This window comes from Butyrivibrio sp. AE3009 (assembly GCF_000420845.1).
In the GTDB taxonomy this organism is placed as follows: Bacteria; Bacillota; Clostridia; order Lachnospirales; family Lachnospiraceae; genus Butyrivibrio.
Genome location: NZ_ATVS01000031.1, coordinates 19,286 through 41,415, shown reverse-complemented (window position 1 = coordinate 41,415; position 22,130 = coordinate 19,286). Strand labels below are relative to the sequence as shown.

The 22,130-nt window shown below is 46.6% G+C and carries 20 protein-coding genes, 1 tRNA gene and 1 pseudogene; 2 read left to right on the top strand and 20 right to left on the bottom strand.

The window, feature by feature from the left end:
• Positions 1-202, bottom strand: a pseudogene (locus G588_RS23450) (transposase); the annotation flags it as partial.
• Between the two features lie 161 nt (positions 203-363).
• On the opposite strand from G588_RS23450, the gene G588_RS0113995 reads away from it, so the two are divergent.
• Positions 364-4,629 (top strand): CocE/NonD family hydrolase, encoded by a 4,266-nt coding sequence (locus G588_RS0113995; protein ID WP_022779361.1) that lies wholly within the window; start codon positions 364-366, stop codon positions 4,627-4,629.
• Positions 4,630-4,650: 21 nt separating this feature from the next.
• Here G588_RS0113995 and G588_RS0113990 read toward each other — a convergent pair whose 3' ends face one another.
• From G588_RS0113990 to G588_RS0113955, 8 genes are all read right to left on the bottom strand, one after another.
• Positions 4,651-4,890 (bottom strand): hypothetical protein, encoded by a 240-nt coding sequence (locus tag G588_RS0113990; RefSeq protein ID WP_022779360.1) that lies wholly within the window; start codon positions 4,888-4,890, stop codon positions 4,651-4,653.
• Positions 4,890-5,870 carry a serine/threonine protein kinase gene (locus tag G588_RS0113985; RefSeq protein WP_022779359.1) on the bottom strand — a complete coding sequence of 327 codons (981 nt, stop codon included), beginning with the start codon at positions 5,868-5,870 and terminating at the stop codon, positions 4,890-4,892. The genes G588_RS0113990 and G588_RS0113985 overlap by 1 nt, the downstream gene beginning before the upstream one ends.
• A 10-nt stretch (positions 5,871-5,880) precedes the next feature.
• The gene (locus tag G588_RS0113980) at positions 5,881-6,663 is read right to left on the bottom strand and encodes a PP2C family protein-serine/threonine phosphatase (protein WP_022779358.1); all 783 of its coding nucleotides are present in this window, start codon (positions 6,661-6,663) and stop codon (positions 5,881-5,883) included.
• A 135-nt stretch (positions 6,664-6,798) separates the two neighbouring features.
• The gene (locus G588_RS0113975; protein ID WP_022779357.1) at positions 6,799-8,049 is read right to left on the bottom strand and encodes a S41 family peptidase; all 1,251 of its coding nucleotides are present in this window, start codon (positions 8,047-8,049) and stop codon (positions 6,799-6,801) included.
• A gap of 17 nt (positions 8,050-8,066) precedes the next feature.
• Positions 8,067-9,275 (bottom strand): murein hydrolase activator EnvC family protein, encoded by a 1,209-nt coding sequence (locus G588_RS0113970; RefSeq protein WP_022779356.1) that lies wholly within the window; start codon positions 9,273-9,275, stop codon positions 8,067-8,069.
• Between the two features lie 37 nt (positions 9,276-9,312).
• The gene (gene ftsX / locus G588_RS0113965; protein ID WP_022779355.1) at positions 9,313-10,209 is read right to left on the bottom strand and encodes a permease-like cell division protein FtsX; all 897 of its coding nucleotides are present in this window, start codon (positions 10,207-10,209) and stop codon (positions 9,313-9,315) included.
• Complete coding sequence (gene ftsE, locus G588_RS0113960) at positions 10,199-10,885, bottom strand: cell division ATP-binding protein FtsE (RefSeq protein WP_026668795.1); 687 nt, start codon at positions 10,883-10,885, stop codon at positions 10,199-10,201. The genes ftsX and ftsE overlap by 11 nt, the downstream gene beginning before the upstream one ends.
• Positions 10,886-10,988: 103 nt before the next feature.
• Positions 10,989-12,071: a PucR family transcriptional regulator gene (locus G588_RS0113955; RefSeq protein ID WP_022779353.1), complete on the bottom strand. Its 1,083-nt coding sequence runs from the start codon at positions 12,069-12,071 to the stop codon at positions 10,989-10,991.
• 283 nt (positions 12,072-12,354) lie between these two features.
• Between G588_RS0113955 and G588_RS0113950 the strand changes: the two genes are divergently transcribed.
• Complete coding sequence (locus G588_RS0113950; protein WP_022779352.1) at positions 12,355-12,543, top strand: YjfB family protein; 189 nt, start codon at positions 12,355-12,357, stop codon at positions 12,541-12,543.
• Between the two features lie 129 nt (positions 12,544-12,672).
• Here G588_RS0113950 and G588_RS0113945 read toward each other — a convergent pair whose 3' ends face one another.
• The 11 genes from G588_RS0113945 to G588_RS0113895 all read right to left on the bottom strand — a co-directional run bounded on the left by G588_RS0113945 (position 12,673) and on the right by G588_RS0113895 (position 22,011).
• On the bottom strand, positions 12,673-13,506 hold the full coding sequence (locus tag G588_RS0113945; RefSeq protein WP_022779351.1) for a CvfB family protein: 834 nt from the start codon (positions 13,504-13,506) through the stop codon (positions 12,673-12,675).
• A 117-nt stretch (positions 13,507-13,623) separates the two neighbouring features.
• Positions 13,624-14,352, bottom strand: a complete 729-nt coding sequence (locus G588_RS0113940) for an acyl-[acyl-carrier-protein] thioesterase (protein ID WP_022779350.1) — start codon at positions 14,350-14,352, stop codon at positions 13,624-13,626.
• A 60-nt stretch (positions 14,353-14,412) separates the two neighbouring features.
• Positions 14,413-14,485, bottom strand: a tRNA-Gln gene (locus G588_RS0113935).
• Positions 14,486-14,667: 182 nt separating this feature from the next.
• Positions 14,668-16,779, bottom strand: coding sequence for a glutamine synthetase III family protein (locus G588_RS0113930; RefSeq protein WP_022779349.1), 2,112 nt, complete (start codon positions 16,777-16,779; stop codon positions 14,668-14,670).
• Between the two features lie 125 nt (positions 16,780-16,904).
• Positions 16,905-18,134 carry a peptidase U32 family protein gene (locus G588_RS0113925; RefSeq protein ID WP_022779348.1) on the bottom strand — a complete coding sequence of 410 codons (1,230 nt, stop codon included), beginning with the start codon at positions 18,132-18,134 and terminating at the stop codon, positions 16,905-16,907.
• A gap of 26 nt (positions 18,135-18,160) precedes the next feature.
• Positions 18,161-18,802, bottom strand: a complete 642-nt coding sequence (locus G588_RS0113920; protein ID WP_022779347.1) for an O-methyltransferase — start codon at positions 18,800-18,802, stop codon at positions 18,161-18,163.
• Complete coding sequence (locus tag G588_RS20370; protein ID WP_022779346.1) at positions 18,795-19,259, bottom strand: endolytic transglycosylase MltG; 465 nt, start codon at positions 19,257-19,259, stop codon at positions 18,795-18,797. The genes G588_RS0113920 and G588_RS20370 overlap by 8 nt, the downstream gene beginning before the upstream one ends.
• Before the next feature lie 8 nt (positions 19,260-19,267).
• Positions 19,268-20,947: a ribonuclease J gene (locus G588_RS0113910; RefSeq protein ID WP_022779345.1), complete on the bottom strand. Its 1,680-nt coding sequence runs from the start codon at positions 20,945-20,947 to the stop codon at positions 19,268-19,270.
• Positions 20,948-21,007: 60 nt separating this feature from the next.
• Positions 21,008-21,271: a DUF1292 domain-containing protein gene (locus tag G588_RS0113905; RefSeq protein ID WP_022779344.1), complete on the bottom strand. Its 264-nt coding sequence runs from the start codon at positions 21,269-21,271 to the stop codon at positions 21,008-21,010.
• Positions 21,272-21,300: 29 nt separating this feature from the next.
• A complete protein-coding gene (gene ruvX, locus G588_RS0113900; protein WP_022779343.1) occupies positions 21,301-21,729 on the bottom strand; it encodes a Holliday junction resolvase RuvX in 429 nt (142 codons plus the stop codon).
• 6 nt (positions 21,730-21,735) lie between these two features.
• The gene (locus G588_RS0113895) at positions 21,736-22,011 is read right to left on the bottom strand and encodes an IreB family regulatory phosphoprotein (protein WP_022779342.1); all 276 of its coding nucleotides are present in this window, start codon (positions 22,009-22,011) and stop codon (positions 21,736-21,738) included.
• Positions 22,012-22,130: the final 119 nt, after the last annotated feature.

Sequence of the window (22,130 nt, the reverse complement as noted above, 5' to 3'; positions counted from 1 at the left end):
TGAGATCTTTCCAGTCCCAATCCTGATGGTAATAGACAATCTTAGGGAGTTCATCGACTTTGAACTTTTGATATTTGGGAGAATGAGAATCATCGAAAGCCCACTGCTTTAGAGGTATATATCTGCAGATGAAATTAATCAGCCAGCAGTTTTGCTGATAGAGTTGTTGAATGATTTGAAGTAAATAAAGTATAATGTTCACGAGCATTGTCTCCTGGTTATTTTGTGAGTTTGGTCGCTGACATTATACCAAAAAGGGAGGTCAATGCTCTTTTTATTTTGAACTCCCGATAAATCAAGGTTTTAGAACTAAAAAACGGGTAGTTAATTTGACACTACCATCAATTTTCCGGAGGTATGTTAATGAGAAAAAAAGTATCTGTTGTACTGGCCCTGGCCATGATCGTCTCAGGACCTGCTGCTGCGCAGTTCACTGTAAGCGCTGCGGAAGACGTCCTTTTAGAGGACTCGTACGTCCTGTCCGATGAAGACGAAAATGTCCTATCCAATGAGGACGACTTTATTCTATCCGATGAGGATGACTCCATTCTATCCATCGAAGATGAACCCTCCCTATCCGATGAAGAGATATCTCTGACCTATGGCGAAGATAACTCTTTGGACTTAGAAGAAGACTCCCTATCCCTCGATGAAGAAGAAATAACTTGGGACTTAGAGGAGGAAAAAGAAGAAGTAACCGCCGTAAAGATGATCATCGAGGATGGCATGGCCCAGCCCATGGTCAAGTATTCTGAGATTGCCGACGGCTACACGAATAAAAACAGTGATATCCTTCGTTTTGCAGTATACGTGGAAACCGATTATGACACCGACGAAGATGGAAAAAAAGATCTTGTTCAGGCAGTAGTCCAGGTTCCCAGGGCCGCTGCGGAACAGAAATACGATGCTCCCACCATATTTGAAGCCAGCCCTTATTTTGCAGGCACCAGTTCTGATCTCGGTCTTAGTGACAAAGACCCGACAATTCCCCAGGGAGCTTCAGCGGACGAAGTGGGAAATTGGAACGAGTCTTCTTTGTATGATACTTCTGCCGGAGCAAGGCGCACCTATAATGCAAGCGATATAATCAGTTCCTCTGCACTGGCAGGCAGAGATGACGAAGCTGCATTTTCATCTCATAACTGGTTCTACAATTACCCTGATGCTCCCAAAAACTCAGGTTACTTTTACAATAGTCTGACAGGGCATGACTACTTCCTTATCCGAGGTTTTGCCGTTGTCGAATCGGCGGGCCTTGGAACCAAAGGTTCTGAAGGTCTTGAAACCTGCGGAAGTATTGCAGAAGTTTCTGCCTTCAAGAACGTTGTGGAATGGATCAACCACAAAGAAGGAAGACATGCCTTCGCCGACAAAGCCGGAACCATTCCCATTGAAGCAGACTGGTCCAACGGCAGAGTGGCCATGAGGGGCTGTTCCTACAACGGCACCATGGCCTATGAGGTTGCTGCCACAGGCGTTGAAGGTCTTGAGACTATAGTTCCCGAAGCCGGAATTGCCAGCTGGTACGAATATAGTAATACTCAGGGTGTTTCCCACTATGCAGACAACAGGTATACCAGTTTTCTTGCAGCCGGTTGTGCCAGCAGATTCTTCACACCTGCCCCTTCGGAGGCAGAAGCATCCGCTGCCCAGGCAACGCTAAGAAGCCTGTGTTCCAAGCTTTTTGGCTTCTTTAACATCGCCCAGGAAAAGCTGGCCGGTCACTACGGTCCTTACTGGGAATCCAGAGAGTACTCTTATTCCGACAAGATTCACATCCCTGCCCTTATAGTTACGGGACTTAACGACTATAATGTCAATGCCAAACAGGCCGACCTTATGAGACAGGCCTTTGAAAGAAACAGTCAGGATGTCAGAATGATCCTTCACCAGGGTGCCCATGAGACCCTTGAGACCATCATGATAGATGGAATGTTCTACGAAGAGATTCTGAACAAATGGTACTGCCACTACCTTCTTGATGTAGACAACGGCATGCCAAATGATCTTCCGCCTGTATATGTTCAGAGTAATGTAAACGGTGATTTCCTAAGATATGACAAGTGGTACGGCGATGAGGCCCTGCGCTATGATTTCGCCAACAGTGAGGAGTTAACTCTTCTTCATCCGGACGCAGCTGATCCTGCCCAGCCGGAAGAAAACACCGAAGAGCCCAATCCCGAATATCATGACGGTTACAGTGACATTATGATGTCAGGCGATGACCCTTATTTCACCATGGAGGACTATATCAGCGCCCTGGGCATTGAAGCCGATGCTCCTAAGGCCAATGAAGAAAACGGCCTCTACTGGGAATCACTGGTAAAAAGAGTTCCCGAAGAGATCACCCTTCAGGGCAAAGCCACAGTTACTGTCAAAGCCAAGGTACCCACACTTCCCGAAGAGGGTAAGCGAATGGTCCTTGGAGCCTTCCTCTATGACATATCCGACACTTCCTTCCCTGCTTATAACCTGGAATCTGCCAATATCAGCAGATCGCTGTATCTATACGAAGGAATCTACAGAGGCGATGGAATACCCAATTATAATATCGAGACCTTCAAGCAGACACCTGTAAAGAAGAAACTCATCACCAAGGGTATGATAGATCTGGGAAGCCCCAACGCCGGCTATTATCCACGGACTGCAACCCAGGGAAGCATATCAGCTGATACTTATTATGATTACACCATACACATGATTCCAACGGTATATACGATCCAGCCCGGACATTATCTGTGGCTCTATCTCATCCCGGGTATGGACGGCATAGATTCCGATGTGGACATCATGTTAAGCAGTAACGCAGGATCTGTAAGCATACCGGTAAAAGATATTCCGGAAGACTTTACATCTAACGACGACTTCACTGAGGAATGTACAGAAGATCCGTCCGGCAAAAGAATCGTTGAAAAAGTTAACGGTCAGGAAGTTGCTGTTAAGATCGTCGATGTCAACAACAACATAACTACGGTATCCTCAAAGCTATGGATAAAGAATCTTTTCCCGGAATATACTTATCTGGGCGTACCTGTGACACCTCAGATAGATGTCTATGACGGCACACAGCTTCTTAACCCGGAAAAAGATTATAAGATCACCTACTCAAATAACACCAAACCCACTGAGATAAGTGGCAAGGACAGCAAGCTTACCATCACCTTCAAAGGTGACTACTCCAAGACCCAGCCCGTAGTTCAGACCTATAGGATCGCGAAGGCCTCCCTGTCAGATACCGCCGAGGAATCCGATGTTGTTGCCCTTGATGCCACAACTGCCTACACAGGAAAGAGCATCAAGCCTGTTCCGATATTAAAATACAACTGTGACGACGGTAAAGAAATAAGCGCAAGCACTTTCAAATTAAGTTATCTCAAGGAAGGCGCCTCAGAAGCAGTAACCGCTATAGCTGAAGCCGGTGAGTACACAATTATCATCGAACCCAAGGATGCAAAATCCTATTTTACCGGCAAAATGACTGCCCATCTCAGTGTTATAAATGATAAAAATAAGCTGCTTCAGAATGCCAAGGTGACCTTTACTCCAAATACCTACGCCTACACCGGCAAGGCTATTATCCCTGAGGCAGGGACCTACACACTGCAGCTTAAGCTTGACGGAAAGACACCCACAACCCTCACCGAGCGTTCTGATTACACAGTAAGCAGCGTCAGAAACAATACTGAACCGGGAAAAGCTGAGGTTGTCTTCAACGCCGTAGAAGGAAATGACAAGGGACTTACCGGCAGCGTAACCGCAACCTTCACTATAAAGAAAGGCAAAGACCTTAGTTCTCTTGCAGACAACGAGATCTACTATGAGAATTATGTCAGATACTCAAAGAGCGGTGCTACACCATCCTGGGTAATCCTGTATGATAACGGAGTACTCCTGGAAAAAGGCAGAGATTACACCATAAGCTATAAGAACAACAAGAGCCTTACCCCTTCCGATGGTAGCAAAAACGCCAAACTCATCATCAAAGGAAAGGGAAAATACAAGGGAACCATAACCCGCGACTTCACTGTTGTCCGCTGCCCCATCGACGATATGACCGTCAGAGTTAAGGATAAAGTTATCCCCGCCAAGCTTCCGACGAAGGGAAAAGGTTATGAGAATCCTCAGATAACGATCACAGACCCTCAGGGCAAAAAGCTTAAGGCCGGTACTGAATATAAGATTGAAGCCTATTTGACTGACAATGAATCAAATTCCTATTCTCCAATGACCGAAGATGGGAAAACATGCCTCATTATGGTGACGATATCCGGCCTCGGCAATTACTGCGGCGATAACTTCGGCTATTATATGTACTACGACAAAAAGAATGACCTCAGTAAGACTACGGTGTGGAAGAGCATAAGTCCTAAGACCTTTGACGGTAATCCCACAGAGCTCACCTATTCCGATCTGCATGAGATGTTTGCCACCGGAACCAAGAAGAACCCCGGTACTTATCTTGAACCGGATACTGATTTCGTGGTGGAGGAATACAGGAACAATACAAAACCCGGCACCGCCAGCGTTGTACTCAGAGGAAGAGGTATCTACGGCGGCACCAAAACACTCAAATTCACCATCAAGCCTAAGGAGCCAAAGACCTTCCTTGGCATATTAAATAAGCAATAACAATACCATTCTTCTAGTTTTTCACAGATTAACAGAATCGTAGGTATAAACCAGATCCTGTTCGATCACAAAATCATCCTCCAGATATTCGGGCAAGGCATGTTCCTTGCCCAGAAGTCTGGTGGTGCACATAGAGGCCGTCGCTCCTGCGCTTAGGGGATCCTCCGGCTCATTCCTATCATCCGCCAGATAAGACCCAACCCCCAATATCATTATCATTGCCAAAAATACAAGTATAAAAGTATATACAAAAATCATCATTATCCGTTTTCTCCAAGCTGTTTTCCCATAAATCCGTCTATTCTTATCCTAACGTTATACATCTTCTCCCTGATGATCGGGAGTCTCTGTTCAAATCCGTAAGCTGCAACGCTCTGAATCTCACCGGCTGAAGCGACTCCAAATGCCAGAACAAAGGATACCGCCGCAGAAGCAAGGGCCACTTTCACACATCCCCTTATCTTTCTAAGCTTCTTTTTCCCCGGATAACTCCTAAGCTCAGCCGCAACTTCACTGACGTCCTCAAATCTGTCCTCCCTGTCGGGTCTGGTACATTTATCAATAATCTTAAGAAACTCCGGGGATATTCCCTTTACTCCTCCGGCTTTGTAGGCAAAAACCATCTCATCATCCCTTGGATCCACGCCGGACACAAGCTGCAGCATAGTCATTCCAAGGCAGTATATATCTGTTCTCTTGTCGGTCTGTCCAAGATTACCGTACTGCTCAGGTGCGGCATAGCCAAGAGTCCCCAGATTGGCTGTATCAGCCCTGTCGCTTTTTCTGTAGAGCCTTGCGGTTCCAAAATCAATCAGAGACACCTTGCCTCCCGGACCTATTACAATATTTGAGGGTTTCAGATCCCTGTAGATCACAGGAATCTTCTCGGAATGGAGATATCCAAGAATATCTGTAAGTTTAAGGGCTATATCGGCAGCTTCCTTCTCGGTAAAAAGCCCCTTTTGCAATATCTTCTTTTCGGCGCTGACACCGGGCATATATTCAAGTACCAGGTAGCCACCCTGATATTCTATAAACTGTGGTATCCCGGGGTGGTTTAAGCCCCGCAGAATCTGCGCCTCGTTCTCCAGGCTCTTTTTGGCAGCGCAGTAGTCCGGGCCTTCCGAAGCCTTGATCCTCTTGATAGTGACCTTCCTGCCGCCGCTGTCTCTGGCGAGAATGGCAGTGCCGTTGCCGCCCTCCCCCAGAGTCTTAATCTTCATGTATTTTCCACGGTTCATGGCTGCCCTCCTAGAATTCCAGGCACATGGCCGCTACCAGAATATTGTCCTTCTCATCCCGCTCCTGAACGGTGTCGATGAGTTTGCGGCACTGATGCATCATATCTTCGTCAGTCAGGCACATCTGAGGGCACAGCCTCGTATACAGTTCCTGTCCTGTGATCTTGCGCCAGAGTCCGTCTGTGCAGGCTATCACTGTGGTATTTTTGTCAAAAAAGCCTTTTCCTACCTGAGGCGTCGGCGGTGTATGCGAGCCCACGCATTGAAGAAGCACGCTTCTCTTATCCTCATCAATGTCATCCACGTCAGTTGCATGTCCCATATCCACCATGCGCTGAGCAAGGCTCTGATCCCGAGTAAGCTGCACCACGTCACCGTCCTTGGTGTAATAGATCCTGGAATCACCGATATTCATAAACATATAACGGTTCCCCACCTGCAAGAGAGCAGTCAGTGTAGTCCCAAGGCTGATACCTCTGTGCCTTCCGTATCTTCTGATATCGCCGTTGATCTTGGCAATCAGCCTGTTCCAGGAAGTCTCTGCAGTCTCCCAGAACCTCTCAAGGCTCATGTTCACCATAAGCACCAGTTCCTCGTGGAACCAGGTCTCAAGTGCTCTTATTGCCTTGCAGCTTGCAACCTCACCCTTTGGAAGTCCGCCCATACCGTCACAGACTGCAATAAGCGCTATCCTTCCAAAACTCCTTGAATTAGCTACCTTCACCAGTGCCGCATCCTGATTGATTTTGCGATGGTCACCGGCATCCGTACATATACATGCCTTCACATTCATAAAAAAATCCTTCCTTCCAAAATCAAGTAAGTACAAATCAACTTCCAAAATGGGAATTGTTGCCCGAAACGGGCTGTGATAACAAAAAAATAAGGACTGTGTCTTAGACACAGTCCATTAATACTATAATCCAATTTAGTTGTCAATAAGTTTTTGGAGGACCTCAATGCCCTTTTCAAGCTGATTGTCCATCTTATTCTCGGAATCAACGGAATCGGGATCGTACTCCACCTCAACGTCAGGATCAATACCTATTCCGTGGATGTTTACGCCGCTTGGGGTGTAGTAGCTGCTTACTGTAAGCTTGACTGCAGTGCCGTCCTTGAGATTGATGATTCTCTGAACGATTCCCTTGCCATAGGTTGTTGTGCCCACAAGAGTTGCCTTCTCATAATCCTTAAGGGCTCCGGAAAGAATCTCAGAAGCGCTGGCAGAATACTTGTTGACCAGAACAACTACCGGAATATCTATCTCATGCTTGCCGTCACAATCATAGTTCTCTCTGTGACCGTCTCTGTCCATGGTATAAACAATGGTGCCCTTTGGAAGGAGCTGACGTGCTATATCGCAGACAGTTGAGAGGTTTCCTCCGGGGTTACTTCTAAGGTCGATTATAAGCCCCTTGATGTCATTGCCTCTAAGCTCGGCCATTCCCTCTACAAACTGATCATAGGTAACATCGTCAAACTCAGTGATCTGAAGGTAGCCGATGTTGTCATCAAGAAGTCTTGTATTAACGGTTGGAACCTCAATCTGGGCTCTTGCAACGTCAATCTCAAGATTATCGCTGTTAGTTCCTCTTACAAGTGTCAGATGCACGGTGGTACCTTCAGGTCCCTTGATCATATTGACAACCTCTTCAAGGGTAAGACCCTGGGTTGAATTCTTGTCAACCTCATAGATGATATCATCAATGGCAAGACCCGACTCCTCAGCCGGAGTTCCGGGAATAACACCTGCTATTCTTGGCATTCCGATGGTGTTATCAAGGCTCACATAGGCGCCGATGCCGTAGTAAACACCCTGGGTATCGCTCATGAGCTTAGCCAGTTCTTCCTCTGTGTAGTATACGGAGTAAGGATCTCCGAGGGAATCAAGAAGGCCCTTGTACATGCCGTTTCTCACATCCTCTATGTCAACATCGGTCTTGTAATAGTTGTCGTCAATGGTTTTCTTCAAAAGATCTATCTTGTCCTGAGTTGCCTTATCAAGAAGTTCCTGGGATGAAGCGGTTTGTGCCCCCTTCTTCATGGAACCTGCTGCATTCAGAAATACATAGGCCCCCGTCAGCACCAGACAGGCACATAAAAAGCCTACAAGAAGGCCGACTGCAAATTTGCGGCCTCCGTTGTCCTGATTGTTTACATCATTATTGTTCATATCCATTTCTCATAATCTCCTCATTATTTAAGGTAATTCCAGGGACTTGTGTAGGCGCCGTTGAGACGTACACCAAAATGCAGATGGTTACCTGTAGATCTTCCTGTAGATCCCACCGCTGCGATCTTGGTTCCCGCTGTCACATCCTGTCCCTTGGAAACATACAGAGCGGAGCAGTGCATGTAAATCGTATATAATCCGCCTCCATGGTTGATCATTATATAATTACCCATGGATGCTTCATAGGCTGCGGCCACAACTGTTCCCTGATAAGCCGCAAGAACAGGGCTGCCTCCGGGAGCTGCCAGATCTATGCCGTTATGCATCTTCTCAATTCCGAGAGTGGGATGTATTCTCATTCCGTAGTTGTCGGAAATTCTGGTGTATTTGGGGCAGGGCCAGGTGAACATACCGCCGTCATAAGTATATTTGCTGTAAAGGGCTGCCTTGTCAGCCGCAACCTCTTTTTCCAGAGCTGCGATCGCTGCATTCTCAGCCTTGATCTGGGCTTCATACTCGGCGATGGCCGCTTCCTTGTTGCTGATATCGGCATTAACGTTGTTTAGCTCTGTGGTCTTGGCACTTAAAAGACTCTCAAGATTGGCCTGTTCCTCTTCGCTGGAAGCCTTCATGGCATCAAGAGTCTCTTTTTCCTCCTCAAGAGCCTGCTTGGTAACTCTGATAAGGTCCGTGGTGGCAATGTACTCATTGAGCTTATTTCTGTCATACTCAGAGAGCATCTCTATATACTCAGCCTTGTTCAGCATATCCGCAAAAGTGCCGGACTCAATAAGAAGCTCCACATAAATGATGTTCCCCTTCTCGTACATGAACTTGATTCGCTTCTTCATGGCCTCGTACTGGTTCTGCTGGGTGATCTCAGCCTCCTCAAGTTCCCGTGTGGTCTCATCTATTTGAGCTTCTTTTTCGGTTATCTGCTCATTGAGGGAATCGATCTTGGCCTGAATGTCGGACAACGATGAGTCAATCTGTTTGATATAAGCGTTCAGATTGGACTTGTTGGTCTCAAGGTCCTTCTTAAGCTTCTCAAGATTGGTCTTGGCATTCTTAAGGCTGTCGCGCTCTTTTTTGGAATTGGCGATCTGATTCTCCTTCTGCTTGATACTCTCCTCGGTGACTGTAGCCCCTGCCCTGATGGAGGGTCCAGCCACTGCTGTCAGAAGGACTGCAACAAGAAACAGATTCAGTATTCTTTTTGATAGTCTCTTCAAATGTATGTTCAAAACAAAGAAATTCCTCTTTTACTCTTTATACATGCAGATGTCTTCTTACGGTCACAAAGCTGCCGAAGAAGCCGATTCCTATGCCGATTATCAGTGATATAGGTGTAAGCTTGTTGAAAATAACACCAACCGGCAGGAATTTAAGGAGTGAGCTCAGCACCGTAAATTTGGAAATAACGTATTCAATTGCATGTGTATAAACAAAGTAAATGATCACAAGAGGAATAAGTGATCCGATGATTCCGATGAGAATACCCTCAACAACGAAGGGAGCTCTTACGAAAAAGTCGGTAGCACCTATGTACTTCATGATGTTGATCTCGTCTTTTCTGACGGAAATACCCATGGTTACGGTATTGCTGATAAGGAAGATCGAAACCAGAAGAAGTATCAGGATAATTCCTGCAGATACATAGGCTATCAGCTTGTTGATACCGCTCAAGGTGGTGGCTGTTACTTCGGAGCGGTTAACCTCTCTTACAAGGGTTATGGACTCAATGTAGGTTACAAGAGCCTGCTGCATCGACACATCGTTGAGATAGATCTGCAGGTTGGCTGAATCCGCAAGGGGGTTCTCCGTGAAGCCGTCGGCGTACTCACCAAGATACTCCTCCTTGAAGCCTTCCCAGGCTGCGTCTGCGGAAACGTAATCAATCTCTCTAACCTCCGACCTCTTCTCAAGGTCGCTCTTAACTGCCAGAATCTCCTCTTCGCTGGTTCCCTCGTTAAAGAAAACCGTTACGGAGACGCCTTCCTCTGCAGTCTTAACCACGTTCTGGAAATTTGTAATGATTGAATAAAATATACCGAAAAGGAAAAGGCATGCACTGATGGTGGCTACAGAAGCCAGTGTGTACCACTTGTTTCTTCCAAGATTCTTGAATCCCTGTCCTATGGTATAAAAGAAGCTACTAATCCTCATCGATGTACATACCCTCTTCCTCGTCCTCTATGATGACGCCTTTCTTCATGGTGATAACTCTCTTCTTCATGGCATTGACTATCTCTCTGTTGTGGGTTACCACAATGACGGTTGTGCCATTCTCGTTGATCTGTTCCATGAGCTTCATGATTTCCCAGGAATTATTGGGATCCAGGTTACCGGTGGGCTCGTCCGCCAAAAGAATGGCAGGCTTATTGACCAGAGCTCTTGCAAGGGCAACTCTCTGCTGTTCGCCTCCTGATAACTGACTTATTTTATTTTTGTATTTGCCGGCAAGGTTAACCGTTGCCAGTATTGATGGGACGTTTCTCTTGATCTGACTGCCCGGAACCTGAACGATTCTCTGGGCAAAGGCTACGTTTTCATAGACATTTCTGTCCTTGAGAAGACGGAAGTCCTGGAACACGATTCCGAGATTTCTTCTGAACTTGGGAATCTTCCTGTGTTTGATTCTCCTGAGATTGTAGCCGAGAACTGTGATCTCTCCGTCGGTGGGCACAAGCTCGCGAAGAAGGAGCTTGATAAGCGTGGACTTACCGGATCCGCTGTCACCTACGATAAATACGAACTCCCCCCTCTTGATGTGAAGGTTGACTCCGTTCAAGGCCGGTGCACCCGTAGAATAAGATTTGGTCACGTTCTCCAGCGTGATGATCTCATCCTCGGGTATCTGCCTGTTATTTCTTCTTTTTCTGTAAACTCTTTCCATAAATCTCCCCCAAAAAGTTCCTGGTAATATACGCATGACTCCGCTTCGCTTACGTAAATCTCTCCATATACTTCATGTATCTGACAACCATAAGCGCGATCTTGAAGGTTATGGCATCATCAAACACTCGAAGGTCAAGGCCTGTGCTCTTCTGAAGCTTATCAAGTCTGTAGACAAGAGTGTTTCTGTGTATGAATAACTGTCTGGAGGTTTCCGAAACGTTAAGGCTGTTCTCGAAGAACTTATCGATGGTGGTAAGTGTTTCCTGGTCGAAGTCATCAGGATTTCTGCCCCCGAAAATTTCCTTGATGAACATCTTGCAAAGAGGAATGGGCAGCTGGTAAATAAGTCTTCCTATGCCCAGCTCGCTGTAACAGATCACCTTGCGCTCATCGAAGAAAATCTTGCCTACATCAAGGGCCATCTTGGCTTCCTTGAAGGAACGGCTGACCTCTTTGATCTCACCTACAACGGTACCGTAGGCAATTCGTACGCCTGAAAGACCTTCCTTCTCAAGCACAGAGAGCATCTCCTCTGCAGCCTTGCTGATATCTCCGGACTTGCCGAAGTCGCTTACGTCCTTGACCACGATCACGTTGTCCTCGTCAACCTCGGTGACAAAGTCATTGCCGTTGCCGAAGTGAGTTCTTGTAAGCTCCAGAGCGTTGTTGTCACGGCCGTTCTCAGACTCAATGATCATCGCGACTCTCTTGGCGTCGGTCTGAATGTGCAGTTTCTTGGCTCTGCTGTAAATATCAACCAAAAGCAGGTTATCCAGAAGCAGGTTCTTGATGAAGTTGTCCTTGTCGAATCGCTCCTTGTAAGCCACCAGAAGGCTCTGGATCTGATAAGCGATCATCTTGCCGAGCATATAGGTGTTCTCACCGCTGCCTGTGCAGATAAGGATATACTCAAGCTGCTGCTCGTCGTAGATCTTGAAATACTGATAGCCCTGAATTTCCTGGGAATCAGCGGGAGAGCTGACAAAATCCCTGGCCACTGCAGATACGGCTCCCATATCCGAGGTGGTGGATGCCACTTCCTTACCGTCAAGGTCTAGAACGCAAAGATCAACATGGGCAATGGTCTTAAGCCCGTCAATTGTATTCTGGAGAATCTGATTGGAAATCATCTTTCACTCTTTCCGCAGCCGCATAGGACTGCTAATAATAAAAACTATAGACATTTTAATATAAATACACAAAAAAATCCACCTTTATAAAGGCGTTTTTTGTATATTTTTTTGATTTCCTCGTCAAAACCACCAAAAACAGCCTTCGCTTTTTGTAATCATGGATGTTTATGCGATATAAAGTTTTACGAAAATGAGTCGATATATTTATAGATAAGGAATAATCTGGTTTTCGCACCGGCCCCTTATAGGCCCGCATGGTGCAGAGTACAAGGAGGTGCTTATGGATATTCCTGCTGTATCAATGGCGCTTGCTCAGAACAAAGTAATGAATGACTTTGGTGTTGCAATGCTCTCAAAGAGTCTGGATAACATGGAAAGCGCAGGAGCTGCAATGGTTAATACCATCGAGGCTGCTCCGGCCCCTTCACTTGATCCTAATCTTGGGAACAATATTGACATCAGGGTATGAGTAGAGTAGTGGCCAACTATTAATTGGGGGGCCAGTCCTCATCAACAAACTGTGAACAACATAGTCTTCCGTTAATCTTAGAAGTTCACAATTTGTTAATGGGGACTGGCCCCCTTATCGGCGTTAGCGTTATTTTTTCTCTATTGCACTTTCCTTTATCTCTATCAGTCCCTGCTTAAGGAGACGTCCAACGGCTCTCTTAAACTCGTTCTTGCTCATTCCGGTCTTTTCACGGATAAGCTCGGGAGATGCCTTGTCGGTAAAAGGAATCTTACCGCCCTGCTTGTCCATCATGGCAAGGAGCTTGTCTGCATCGGTATCCATCTGAAGATAGGCCTTCTCACGAAGACTTAAGTTAAGCCTTCCGTCCTCTTTAACCGAAGCAACTCTTGCATTGACGCTGTCGCCTATCTGAATATTGCCGTAAAGCTCTTTCTTGGGAATAAGTCCCGAATAAATATCATCAACCGCAACGAAGGCTCCGAAGTTATCGCTCATCTCATATACTGTGCCGATAACCTTGTCATCCTTCTTGTAAGGGCTCTCGTTCTTAAGATAAGGGTAAACGTTCATTGTCACGCAGAGTCTTCCGCTCTTATCCACATAAAGAGCACAGAGAACCTCTTCGCCCTTGTGCACCTTCCTGGTCTGCTCTCTGAAGGGTAAAAGAACGTCCTTCTCCAGGCCCCAGTCCATGAATGCACCGATTTTGCCGGTTTCCTTGACCTTGAGCACGCGCACATCCCCTAGCATGATCTTGGGCTGGGTAGTGGTGGCAATGGGTCTGTCATCGGAATCCTTGTAAATAAAAACTTCTATCTCAGAGCCAACCTTAATGCCGGCAGGTACCTGCTTCTTGGGAAGAAGGACCTTCTCCTCTTCCTTGCCGGGTTCTGCCACGTATACTCCGAAGTCTACTGTCTTAACAACTGTAAGTGTCTGTTTTGTTCCAATCTGAATCATAATTGTCTTCCGTCCTTTCGTTGGTAGCATGTCCCCATACATGCTGTTTACTTCTGTAGTTTATTGCTTTTTTCATATATATGATAAATGATTCTGCGAATCATTTTCAACGAATATTTATCTGGTCTTAAATTCCACAAGGCAGTAGGGCTTGCCCTCATGATTATTAAGGCTGATGGTGTATACTTTTCGAGCCGATTGCCTGTTTGTAACCACAACCGGATAAATTGTATCTCCAAGTCTTGCCTGCATTCTGTACTCAGCTCTCATGGAGGTGATATTCATATTCTTATCCGGAAGGCATTCCTTGGCCATTCTGACATATTGACCGTTGTTGACATGGTCATTGGTGTCAAGATGGTAGGTCCTGACCGTTATCTCTTCGCATTCCCTCCGATCCCCCTCAGAAGGCATAGCAATCTTACGGTCTGCGTAGTCCATGGAAAGCTTGTCACCGGTTGGATAGGTCTCTATCATCTCAGGCATTACTCTTGCCGGAACCTGCTTTTCAAAATCAAACAAAGTCCAAATGGAATTGGCAACTGCCAGCCTCTCGCCATCCTTCGTATCCATAAAAAAGTTCCTGAGACCGAACATGCCCTTCAACTCATAGGGAACGGTACCGATCACAACCTCTTCACAGAGCTTTGGAAGTCTCTTAACTTCTATCTGCCAGAAGTTCAAAACCCAGGCCACATTCCTCTCCTTCATAAACGCAATGTCTGCAGGTCCCTGCTGGGTCTGAAAGGTGGAGCAGTCCTGAAAATAATCTATCAGGGATTCCAGGGTCAAAATAGCATTTTTATCCACTTCACTGTATCTGATTCGGGAATCAAAGGTATACATGAGCGCCTCCTGTTACCTATAAAAAAAACGAGACTGATGAACCAGTCTCGTTTGAATTAACTGGGCTAGTAGGATTCGAACCTACGTAATGACGGAGTCAGAGTCCGTTGCCTTACCGCTTGGCGATAGCCCATCGACAAGATTGTATTATACGCACCTTTTTTTAAAAATGCAAGCACTTTTTTAAAATTTTTTTATTTTTTTAATAATAGGCTGTATATAGGGGACAGTCCCCATTAACAAATTGTGAACTTCTCAGATTATCGGAAGGTTTTGTTGTTCACAGTTTGTTGATGGGGACTGTCCCCTTAGTCGTTATCCTTCAAAAAGTAGATCCGCGTAAGTAGGGAACGGCCAATCATTCTTGGCAACCAGCATCTCCAACGCATCAGCAGGTGCTCTGAGGTTGTCCATTACAGGGCGAACATGATCCTTGTAATAAAAAGCCATCTTTCTGGGCTCAGTGATCTTTCTGGCCTTGGCTTCCTCAGCCTTGAGCTTCTCAAGGGCCTTCTTCATCTTGGTAAGCTCCTTCTGGATCTCAGTGAGCTCAGATACCTCAACAGTAGCATCTACGCCTGCTGCCTTGATCTCGTTCGCATCCTTGGCAAGACGTCCTGCGTACTTCATAACTGCAGGAATGATCTGCTTGGAAGCCATATCGATCATGGTGAGAGCCTCGATATTGATGGTCTTGGCATAGTTCTCGAAGATGATCTCCTGTCTGGAAGAGAGCTCTGTCTTTGTGAAGACACCAAATCTCTCAAAGAGCTCTACTGCCTTCTTGGAGGTCAGTGTATCTGCTGCCTCGATGGTGGACTTGATATTGGGAAGTCCGCGCCTCTCGGCCTCTTTTTTCCATTCATCGGAGTATCCGTCGCCGTTGAAAATAATTCTCTGATGCTCTGTGAGATACTTCTTGATAAGGTCGTGTACAGCCATATCGAAGTCATCGGCCTTCTCAAGGAAATCTGCTGCCTCGCAGAATGCCTCGGCTACGATAGTATTAAGTGTAGTATTGGAGCTGGCCATGGAATCCGAAGAACCAACCATTCTGAACTCAAACTTATTACCCGTGAAGGCAAAAGGTGAAGTACGGTTTCTGTCAGTGGCGTCCTTTTCAAACTGAGGAAGTGTTGATACGCCGGTCTTGAGCTTGCCGCCCTTCTTGCTGGACTTGGCTTCACCGGTCTCGATGAGCTGTTTAACAACGTCCTCAAGCTGCTCTCCGAGGAATACGGAAATAATAGCCGGAGGTGCCTCATCTGCTCCAAGTCTGTGGTCGTTTCCTACATCGGCAGCACTCTGGCGAAGGAGGTCTGCATGAGTGTCAACAGCCTTCAGAATGCAGGCAAGAACAAACAGAAACTGAACATTCTTGTTGGGTGTATCACCGGGATCAAGGAGATTAACTCCGTCGTCGGTGCAAAGTGACCAGTTATCGTGCTTACCTGAGCCGTTAACGCCGGCAAAGGGCTTCTCATGAAGAAGGCATCTCATGTTGTGATGCTCTGCAACACGCTTCATGGTCTCCATTATGATCTGGTTGTGATCTACTGCGATATTGGCAGTCTCATAGATAGGTGCGAGCTCATGCTGTCCGGGAGCAACCTCGTTGTGCTGAGTCTTATCGGGAACTCCGAGCTTCCACAGCTCCTTGTTGAGATCCTTCATGAACTCGCCGACATTCTCACGGATAACTCCGAAATAGTGATCCTCCATCTCCTGCCCCTTGGGAGGCATTGCACCGAAGAGAGTTCTTCCGGTGAAGATGATGTCCTCACGCTTCATGGACTTGTCCCAGTCGATAAGGAAATATTCCTGCTCCGGTCCAACGGATACGTTGACCTTGGTAGCTCTGGTATTTCCAAATAGCTTAACAATTCTGAGAGCCTGTTTGTTAACAGCCTCCATTGAACGAAGAAGCGGTGTCTTCTTATCCAGCGCTTCTCCTGTGTATGAACAGAATGCAGTGGGTATGCAAAGAGTAACTCCGGTGCCGGATTCCTTGAGGAAAGCCGGTGAAGTGATATCCCAGGTTGTGTAGCCTCTTGCCTCAAAAGTAGCTCTAAGGCCGCCTGACGGGAAGGAAGAAGCATCAGGCTCACCCTTGATCAGCTCTTTTCCCGAAAAAGCTGTGATCATCTTGCCGTCCTTGTCGGGACTTCCGATAAAAGCATCATGCTTCTCGGCTGTGATTCCCGTAAGTGGCTGGAACCAGTGTGTGTAGTGGGTTGCCCCGTGCTCAACAGCCCAATTCTTCATGGCATTGGCCACCACATCGGCGCTTGTCTTGGAAAGCTCTCCGCCTCCCTCAATTACGCTTACAACTTCCTTGTAAACATTCTTGGGAAGACGCTCTCTCATCTTCTCGATGGTAAAGACGTTCTCTCCAAAGATCTCTTCTACGTTAACTCTCTCTCCCATTATGCACCCCTTTGTACAAAAATTTTGATATGTAACGCTTTTTTATTTTAATCCGTCACAGTATACAACAACTTCAGAAAAAACTGTAGTGTTTTTTCTGAAGTTTGTATCGCGAATCATATATATCAGGTCTCGGATTCCATTCTGAGGATGTCATAAACCTCCGCAGGCTCTGACAATTCAACATATATCACCTGCTTGGAGTGAGGACAGGACTCAACGCTCTCTCCCTCTTCGTTATACATGGCCTTGACGGTTACCTTGACGTCGGTTCCGTCGGGCTTCATGATTTCTATATTGTCGCCAACGCAGAACTTGTTTCTCTGCTCAATCTTGGCATAACCTATGTTATCTATCTCTCCCACTATACCAAGATAGATGTATTCGTTAACATAGGTGTTGTTATCATATATCTGAGCATCTTCACTGGGCTTGCCAAAGTAAAAGCCTGTCGTGAACTGACGGTAGGTGCACTTGGAGATCTGCTCCAGATACCAGGGCATGTTCTGCCTGTACTTCTCCTCCGACTCAAAATAGTCATCTATTGCCTTCCTATAGGTTCTGGCAACGGTGGCAACATAGAGGGCTGTCTTCATTCTTCCCTCGATCTTGCAGCTGTCGACGCCGGCATCCACAAGCTCAGGAATGTGATCGATCATGCACAGATCCTTGGAGTTGAAGATATAGGTTCCTCTGTCATTCTCATATACCGGCAGATACTCACCGGGTCTCTTCTCCTCCACGATGGAATACTTCCATCTGCAGGGATGAGTGCAGGCGCCTTTGTTTGCATCTCTTCCTGTGAAGTAATTGGACAGAAGGCATCTTCCCGAATAGGAGATGCACATTGCTCCGTGAATGAAGCACTCCATCTCAAGATCCTCGGGTATTCTGGAAGTGATCTCCTTGATCTCATTAAGAGAGAGCTCTCTTGCGGCGACAACTCTCTTGGCTCCCAGCTGATGCCAGAAATTGTAGGTTTCATAGTTGGTATTATTGGCCTGAGTGGATACATGAATCTCTATCTCGGGGCAGATTCTCCTGGCCTTCATGAAGATTCCGGGGTCTGCGATAATAAGAGCGTCAGGCTTAAGTTCCTTGAGTTCATGAAGATACTTCTCAACTCCGTCCAGATCATAGTTGTGGGCAAGGATGTTCACAGTAACATGAACCTTAACTCCGTGCTCATGGGCGAAGGCTATTCCTTCCTTCATCTCCTCGGGGCTGAAGTTCTTGGCCTTGGCCCTGAGGCCAAAGGCATCGCCTCCGATGTATACCGCATCTGCGCCAAAAATAACAGCTGTTTTCAACACTTCCAGGCTACTGGCAGGTATAAGTAACTCAGGTTTTTTCATAATCTTTCTCCATTTCCAAACAAAGCTTACAGCTTGACAGACAGCGTCATTCCGTCTCCCACCGTAAGTATAACTGTATTAAGGGCCTCATTGTGTTTGAGCTCGTAGAGATACTCCCTCATCCTCGCATGGATCGTCCGGTCTCTCCTTGTAACTGCAAATCTGGACTCGATGACGTCGCCGTCCTGAAGGACATTATCCGACACCAGCAGTCCCCCTTTATTAAGGATTCTCAGACAATCCGGCAAAAAATTGATGTACTGCCCCTTGGCTGCATCCATAAAAATAAAATCATACCCCTCAGGCAGAGTCTTTAAGATCTCCAGTGCGTCCCCCTCAAGAAGTGTGATTTTCTTGTTTTTGTCATACCTATCAAAATTGTCCCTGGCTACAGGAATCCTCTTCTCATATTTCTCTATTGTGGTGATCCTGGTATCCGCACCGGAATACTCAGCCATAAGAAGGGCCGAGAAGCCGATGGCGCAGCCCACCTCCAGGATATTCACCGGCCTTGCCTGTGCCATTAAAAACTTAAGAAGTGCCTGTGTATCCTTACGGATAATAGGCACCTCATCCTTAATTGCTATTCTCTCAAGCTCATCAAGATAAGGAGCGTTCCCCGCATCCATTGAATTGATGAAAGCTTTCATTCTGTCCTGTTCAACCACCGTTTGATTCCTCTGTCTGTGCTGATTCCTCAGTCTCTGTCGATTCCTCGGGTTCCACTGCGGGAGTAGCCGCTGCGGCATCCTCATCCCCCTCCGAAACCGCTGACATTATCCTCAGCATCTCCTCCGGTGTCATAGCTGTGCTGAGCTCGTAGGTTCCGGGCTTCTCCATGCCGTGATACTCTGACAGAAGTTCCTGGAACCAGAAAAGATTCCTGTCGGTAATAAGGCCCACATCAGCCAGTTTCCTACCTATCTCCTTGGCACCGTCGCCCCTTCCTATGGTGACTGTAACAGTTCTGCCGGTTCCGGAAGAAACGGGAGTCTGGTTAAAAGTATGATAGCCGTAGTCATAAGCAACCTTGGCATATTTCATGATAAGCATAGCGATGACTACAATAAATACCACCTTGACGATGGTATCCAGAAGACCAAGGCCGATTCTTTTAATGCTCATATTGCTCCTTAATAATTTGTGTCCATGATTATAGGCATTATCATAGGCCTTCTCTTAGTCTTTTTCCAGATGTAGTCACTAAGAACGTCCTTGACAATGCTCTTAAGCTTGCCCCAGTCGGTGATTCCCTTATCGAGGGCCTCAGTGACCTCATCAAGCACAAGATCCGTCGCATCGTCTATCAGCTTGTCGGACTCCCTTACGTATACAAAGCCTCGTGAAACAATGCTGGGGCCCGAAATAAGCTGTGCGGTGTCGTTATCGATTCCGAATACAACTATCACAATACCATCTTCCGCAAGGTGCTGTCTATCCCTAAGTACAACATTTCCTACATCGCCGACTCCAAGACCGTCAACCAGGATTGCTCCTACAGGCACCTTGCCCTTAACCCTGGCGCTCTCCTCGTCCATCTCGAGGATCTCTCCCGAGTGAAGAATGAAGATATTCTCCTTGGGGATTCCAAGCTCCTTGGCAATGCTTCTCTGAGCCATAAGATGTCTGTACTCGCCGTGAACAGGCACTGAATACTTGGGCTTAACAAGGGTATAGATAAGCTTGATGTCCTCGCGGCAGGCATGTCCTGAAACGTGAACATCCTGGAAAATAACATCCGCGCCCTTCATCTGCAGCTCGTTGATAATATTGGTAACGGCCTTCTCATTACCCGGAATGGGGTGAGATGAGAAAATAACCGTATCTCCTGCGCCAATGGTAATCTTCCTGTGCTGAGAATTGGCCATTCTGCTAAGAGCCGCCATGGACTCACCCTGGCTTCCGGTGGTGATGATAACCGTCTTGTTCTCAGGATAGTTCTTGAGCTCATCTATATCGATAAGTGTGTTCTCCGGAATCTTGATGCAGTCAAGCTTCTGAGCTATATCGATGATGCTGACCATGCTGCGGCCTTCCACCACAACCTTCCTGCCGTGCTTGTGGGCAACGTTGATGATCTGCTGAACACGGTCAACGTTGGAGGCAAAGGTAGCAACGATAATCCTTGAATTCTCATGCTCTTCAAAAAGAGTTCTGAGAGCTCTTCCGACTGTTTTCTCAGAGGGAGTAAATCCGGGTCTCTCTGCGTTGGTTGAATCACACAGAAGAGCCAGTACGCCCTTTTTACCGATCTCAGCGAATCTCTGAAGGTCGATCGGATCTCCGAAAACAGGGGTATAGTCAACCTTGAAGTCACCGGTGTGTACCACTGTTCCTGCAGGTGAATAGATTGCAAGAGCAGCTGCGTCAACGATGGAATGGTTGGTTCTGATAAATTCTACACGGAACTGTCCAAGGTTAATGGACTGTCCAAATTTGACAACCTTTCTTCTTGTTGTCTTAAGAAGGTTATGCTCCTCAAGCTTGTGCTCGATGATACCCATGGTAAGGCGAGTTGCATAAACCGGAATATTAAGTTCATGAAGAACATAGGGAAGTGCTCCGATATGATCCTCGTGGCCGTGGGTGATTACAAAGCCCTTGACCTTGTCGATGTTGTCCTGAAGATAGGTGATATCCGGGATAACCAGATCGATTCCCAGCATCTCATCCTCAGGGAATGACAGACCGCAGTCCACCACAATAATACTGTCTTCGTATCTGAAGGCAGTGATGTTCATTCCAATCTGCTCAAGACCACCCAAAGGGATGATCTGCAGCTTGGACGCATTTTCAATTTTCTTTTTAGCCAAATTCGTTCCTCCATATAATCTTGGCGGAGGGCATAGAGATACACAAAAACCAATTCCCCGTTAGATGTCTAAATCTATGCCGTCCTCAGAAAGAAGCTTACGAAATACACCTGCGACAGCTTCAAGCTCCAGGTCATCATCTACGATCACGTAAACCGCTTCCTCATCTTTTAAATCGGAGTCATCGCGCAGTATCAGCGCTTCTCCGTCACCATCTTCCTCATCTGTTACGAGAAGATATGTTTTCGCCCCAATAATAGTCTGTTCCAGGCAAAAAAATTCTACTGACTCTTCTCCATCCGGACTAAATACTATCTTTTCCAAAATAAACTCTCCATGTGGGCCTAATAATATCAGGCCTTATCCTTGCTGTTGTCGAGATAGTCCTGAAGTATGATCTGGGCTGCGATCATATCAACATATTCCTTGCGATCCTTGCCCCTGATGCCGACTTCATCCATTATCTCATCAGCTTCAACTGTGGTGAGACGCTCGTCCCACATAATAACAGGTATTCCTGTTCTTCGCTCTATCTTGTCCTTGAACTCAAGGCTTAGTTTAGAGCGCTCTGAATCAGACTGATCCATGTTAAGGGGGAGTCCGAGTACAATCTTCTCCACCCCGTATTCCACGATCAGCTCTTCGATACGCGCAAGTGTCCTGCGCAGCTTGTTCTCTTCTTTTCTGCGGATAATCTCCCTGGCCTGGGCTGTTAACAGCAGCTCGTCGCTGATGGCAACGCCCACGGTCCTGGAGCCGTAGTCAAGTCCCATAATACGCATCAGGTCTTATTTCTGTCCCCAATCATTGTTCTTGATGTACTCAGTAAGCATCTCTTCCACAAGCTCGTCTCTCTCAACCTTCATGATAAGGCTGCGAGCGCCCTTGTGGCTGGTGATGTAGGTGGGGTCTCCGGACATGATGTATCCAACAATCTGGTTAACCGGATTGTATCCCTTCTCCATGAGGGCGTCGTAAACAACAGAAAGAACCTTCTTAACGCCTGTTTCCGGCTCAACCTCAACCTTAAAAAATTGGGTGTTTCCTAAATCCTGCTCTGCCATATTGTCTCTACCTTTCCTTGTGTATTTTTTTAGCCCCGGGGGCCTCTTGCTCTATTTGAAAAAAACATCTTCAAGCCCGAACTTATGTCGGCGCATATATATTAATATTACACTAAGGT

Excerpts from the sequence above, each read along its gene's own strand:
- G588_RS0113995 (WP_022779361.1), top strand. The coding sequence starts at position 364 with ATGAGAAAAAAAGTATCTGTTGTACTGGCCCTGGCCATGATCGTCTCA.
- G588_RS0113990 (WP_022779360.1), bottom strand. The coding sequence starts at position 4,890 with ATGATGATTTTTGTATATACTTTTATACTTGTATTTTTGGCAATGATA.
- G588_RS0113985 (WP_022779359.1), bottom strand. The coding sequence starts at position 5,870 with ATGAACCGTGGAAAATACATGAAGATTAAGACTCTGGGGGAGGGCGGC.
- G588_RS0113980 (WP_022779358.1), bottom strand. The coding sequence starts at position 6,663 with ATGAATGTGAAGGCATGTATATGTACGGATGCCGGTGACCATCGCAAA.
- G588_RS0113975 (WP_022779357.1), bottom strand. The coding sequence starts at position 8,049 with ATGGATATGAACAATAATGATGTAAACAATCAGGACAACGGAGGCCGC.
- ftsX (WP_022779355.1), bottom strand. The coding sequence starts at position 10,209 with ATGAGGATTAGTAGCTTCTTTTATACCATAGGACAGGGATTCAAGAAT.
- G588_RS0113955 (WP_022779353.1), bottom strand. The coding sequence starts at position 12,071 with ATGATTTCCAATCAGATTCTCCAGAATACAATTGACGGGCTTAAGACC.
- G588_RS0113950 (WP_022779352.1), top strand. The coding sequence starts at position 12,355 with ATGGATATTCCTGCTGTATCAATGGCGCTTGCTCAGAACAAAGTAATG.
- G588_RS0113945 (WP_022779351.1), bottom strand. The coding sequence starts at position 13,506 with ATGATTCAGATTGGAACAAAACAGACACTTACAGTTGTTAAGACAGTA.
- G588_RS0113940 (WP_022779350.1), bottom strand. The coding sequence starts at position 14,352 with ATGTATACCTTTGATTCCCGAATCAGATACAGTGAAGTGGATAAAAAT.
- G588_RS0113930 (WP_022779349.1), bottom strand. The coding sequence starts at position 16,779 with ATGGGAGAGAGAGTTAACGTAGAAGAGATCTTTGGAGAGAACGTCTTT.
- G588_RS0113925 (WP_022779348.1), bottom strand. The coding sequence starts at position 18,134 with ATGAAAAAACCTGAGTTACTTATACCTGCCAGTAGCCTGGAAGTGTTG.
- G588_RS20370 (WP_022779346.1), bottom strand. The coding sequence starts at position 19,259 with ATGAGCATTAAAAGAATCGGCCTTGGTCTTCTGGATACCATCGTCAAG.
- ruvX (WP_022779343.1), bottom strand. The coding sequence starts at position 21,729 with ATGCGTATTATGGGACTTGACTACGGCTCCAGGACCGTGGGCGTTGCC.
- G588_RS0113895 (WP_022779342.1), bottom strand. The coding sequence starts at position 22,011 with ATGGCAGAGCAGGATTTAGGAAACACCCAATTTTTTAAGGTTGAGGTT.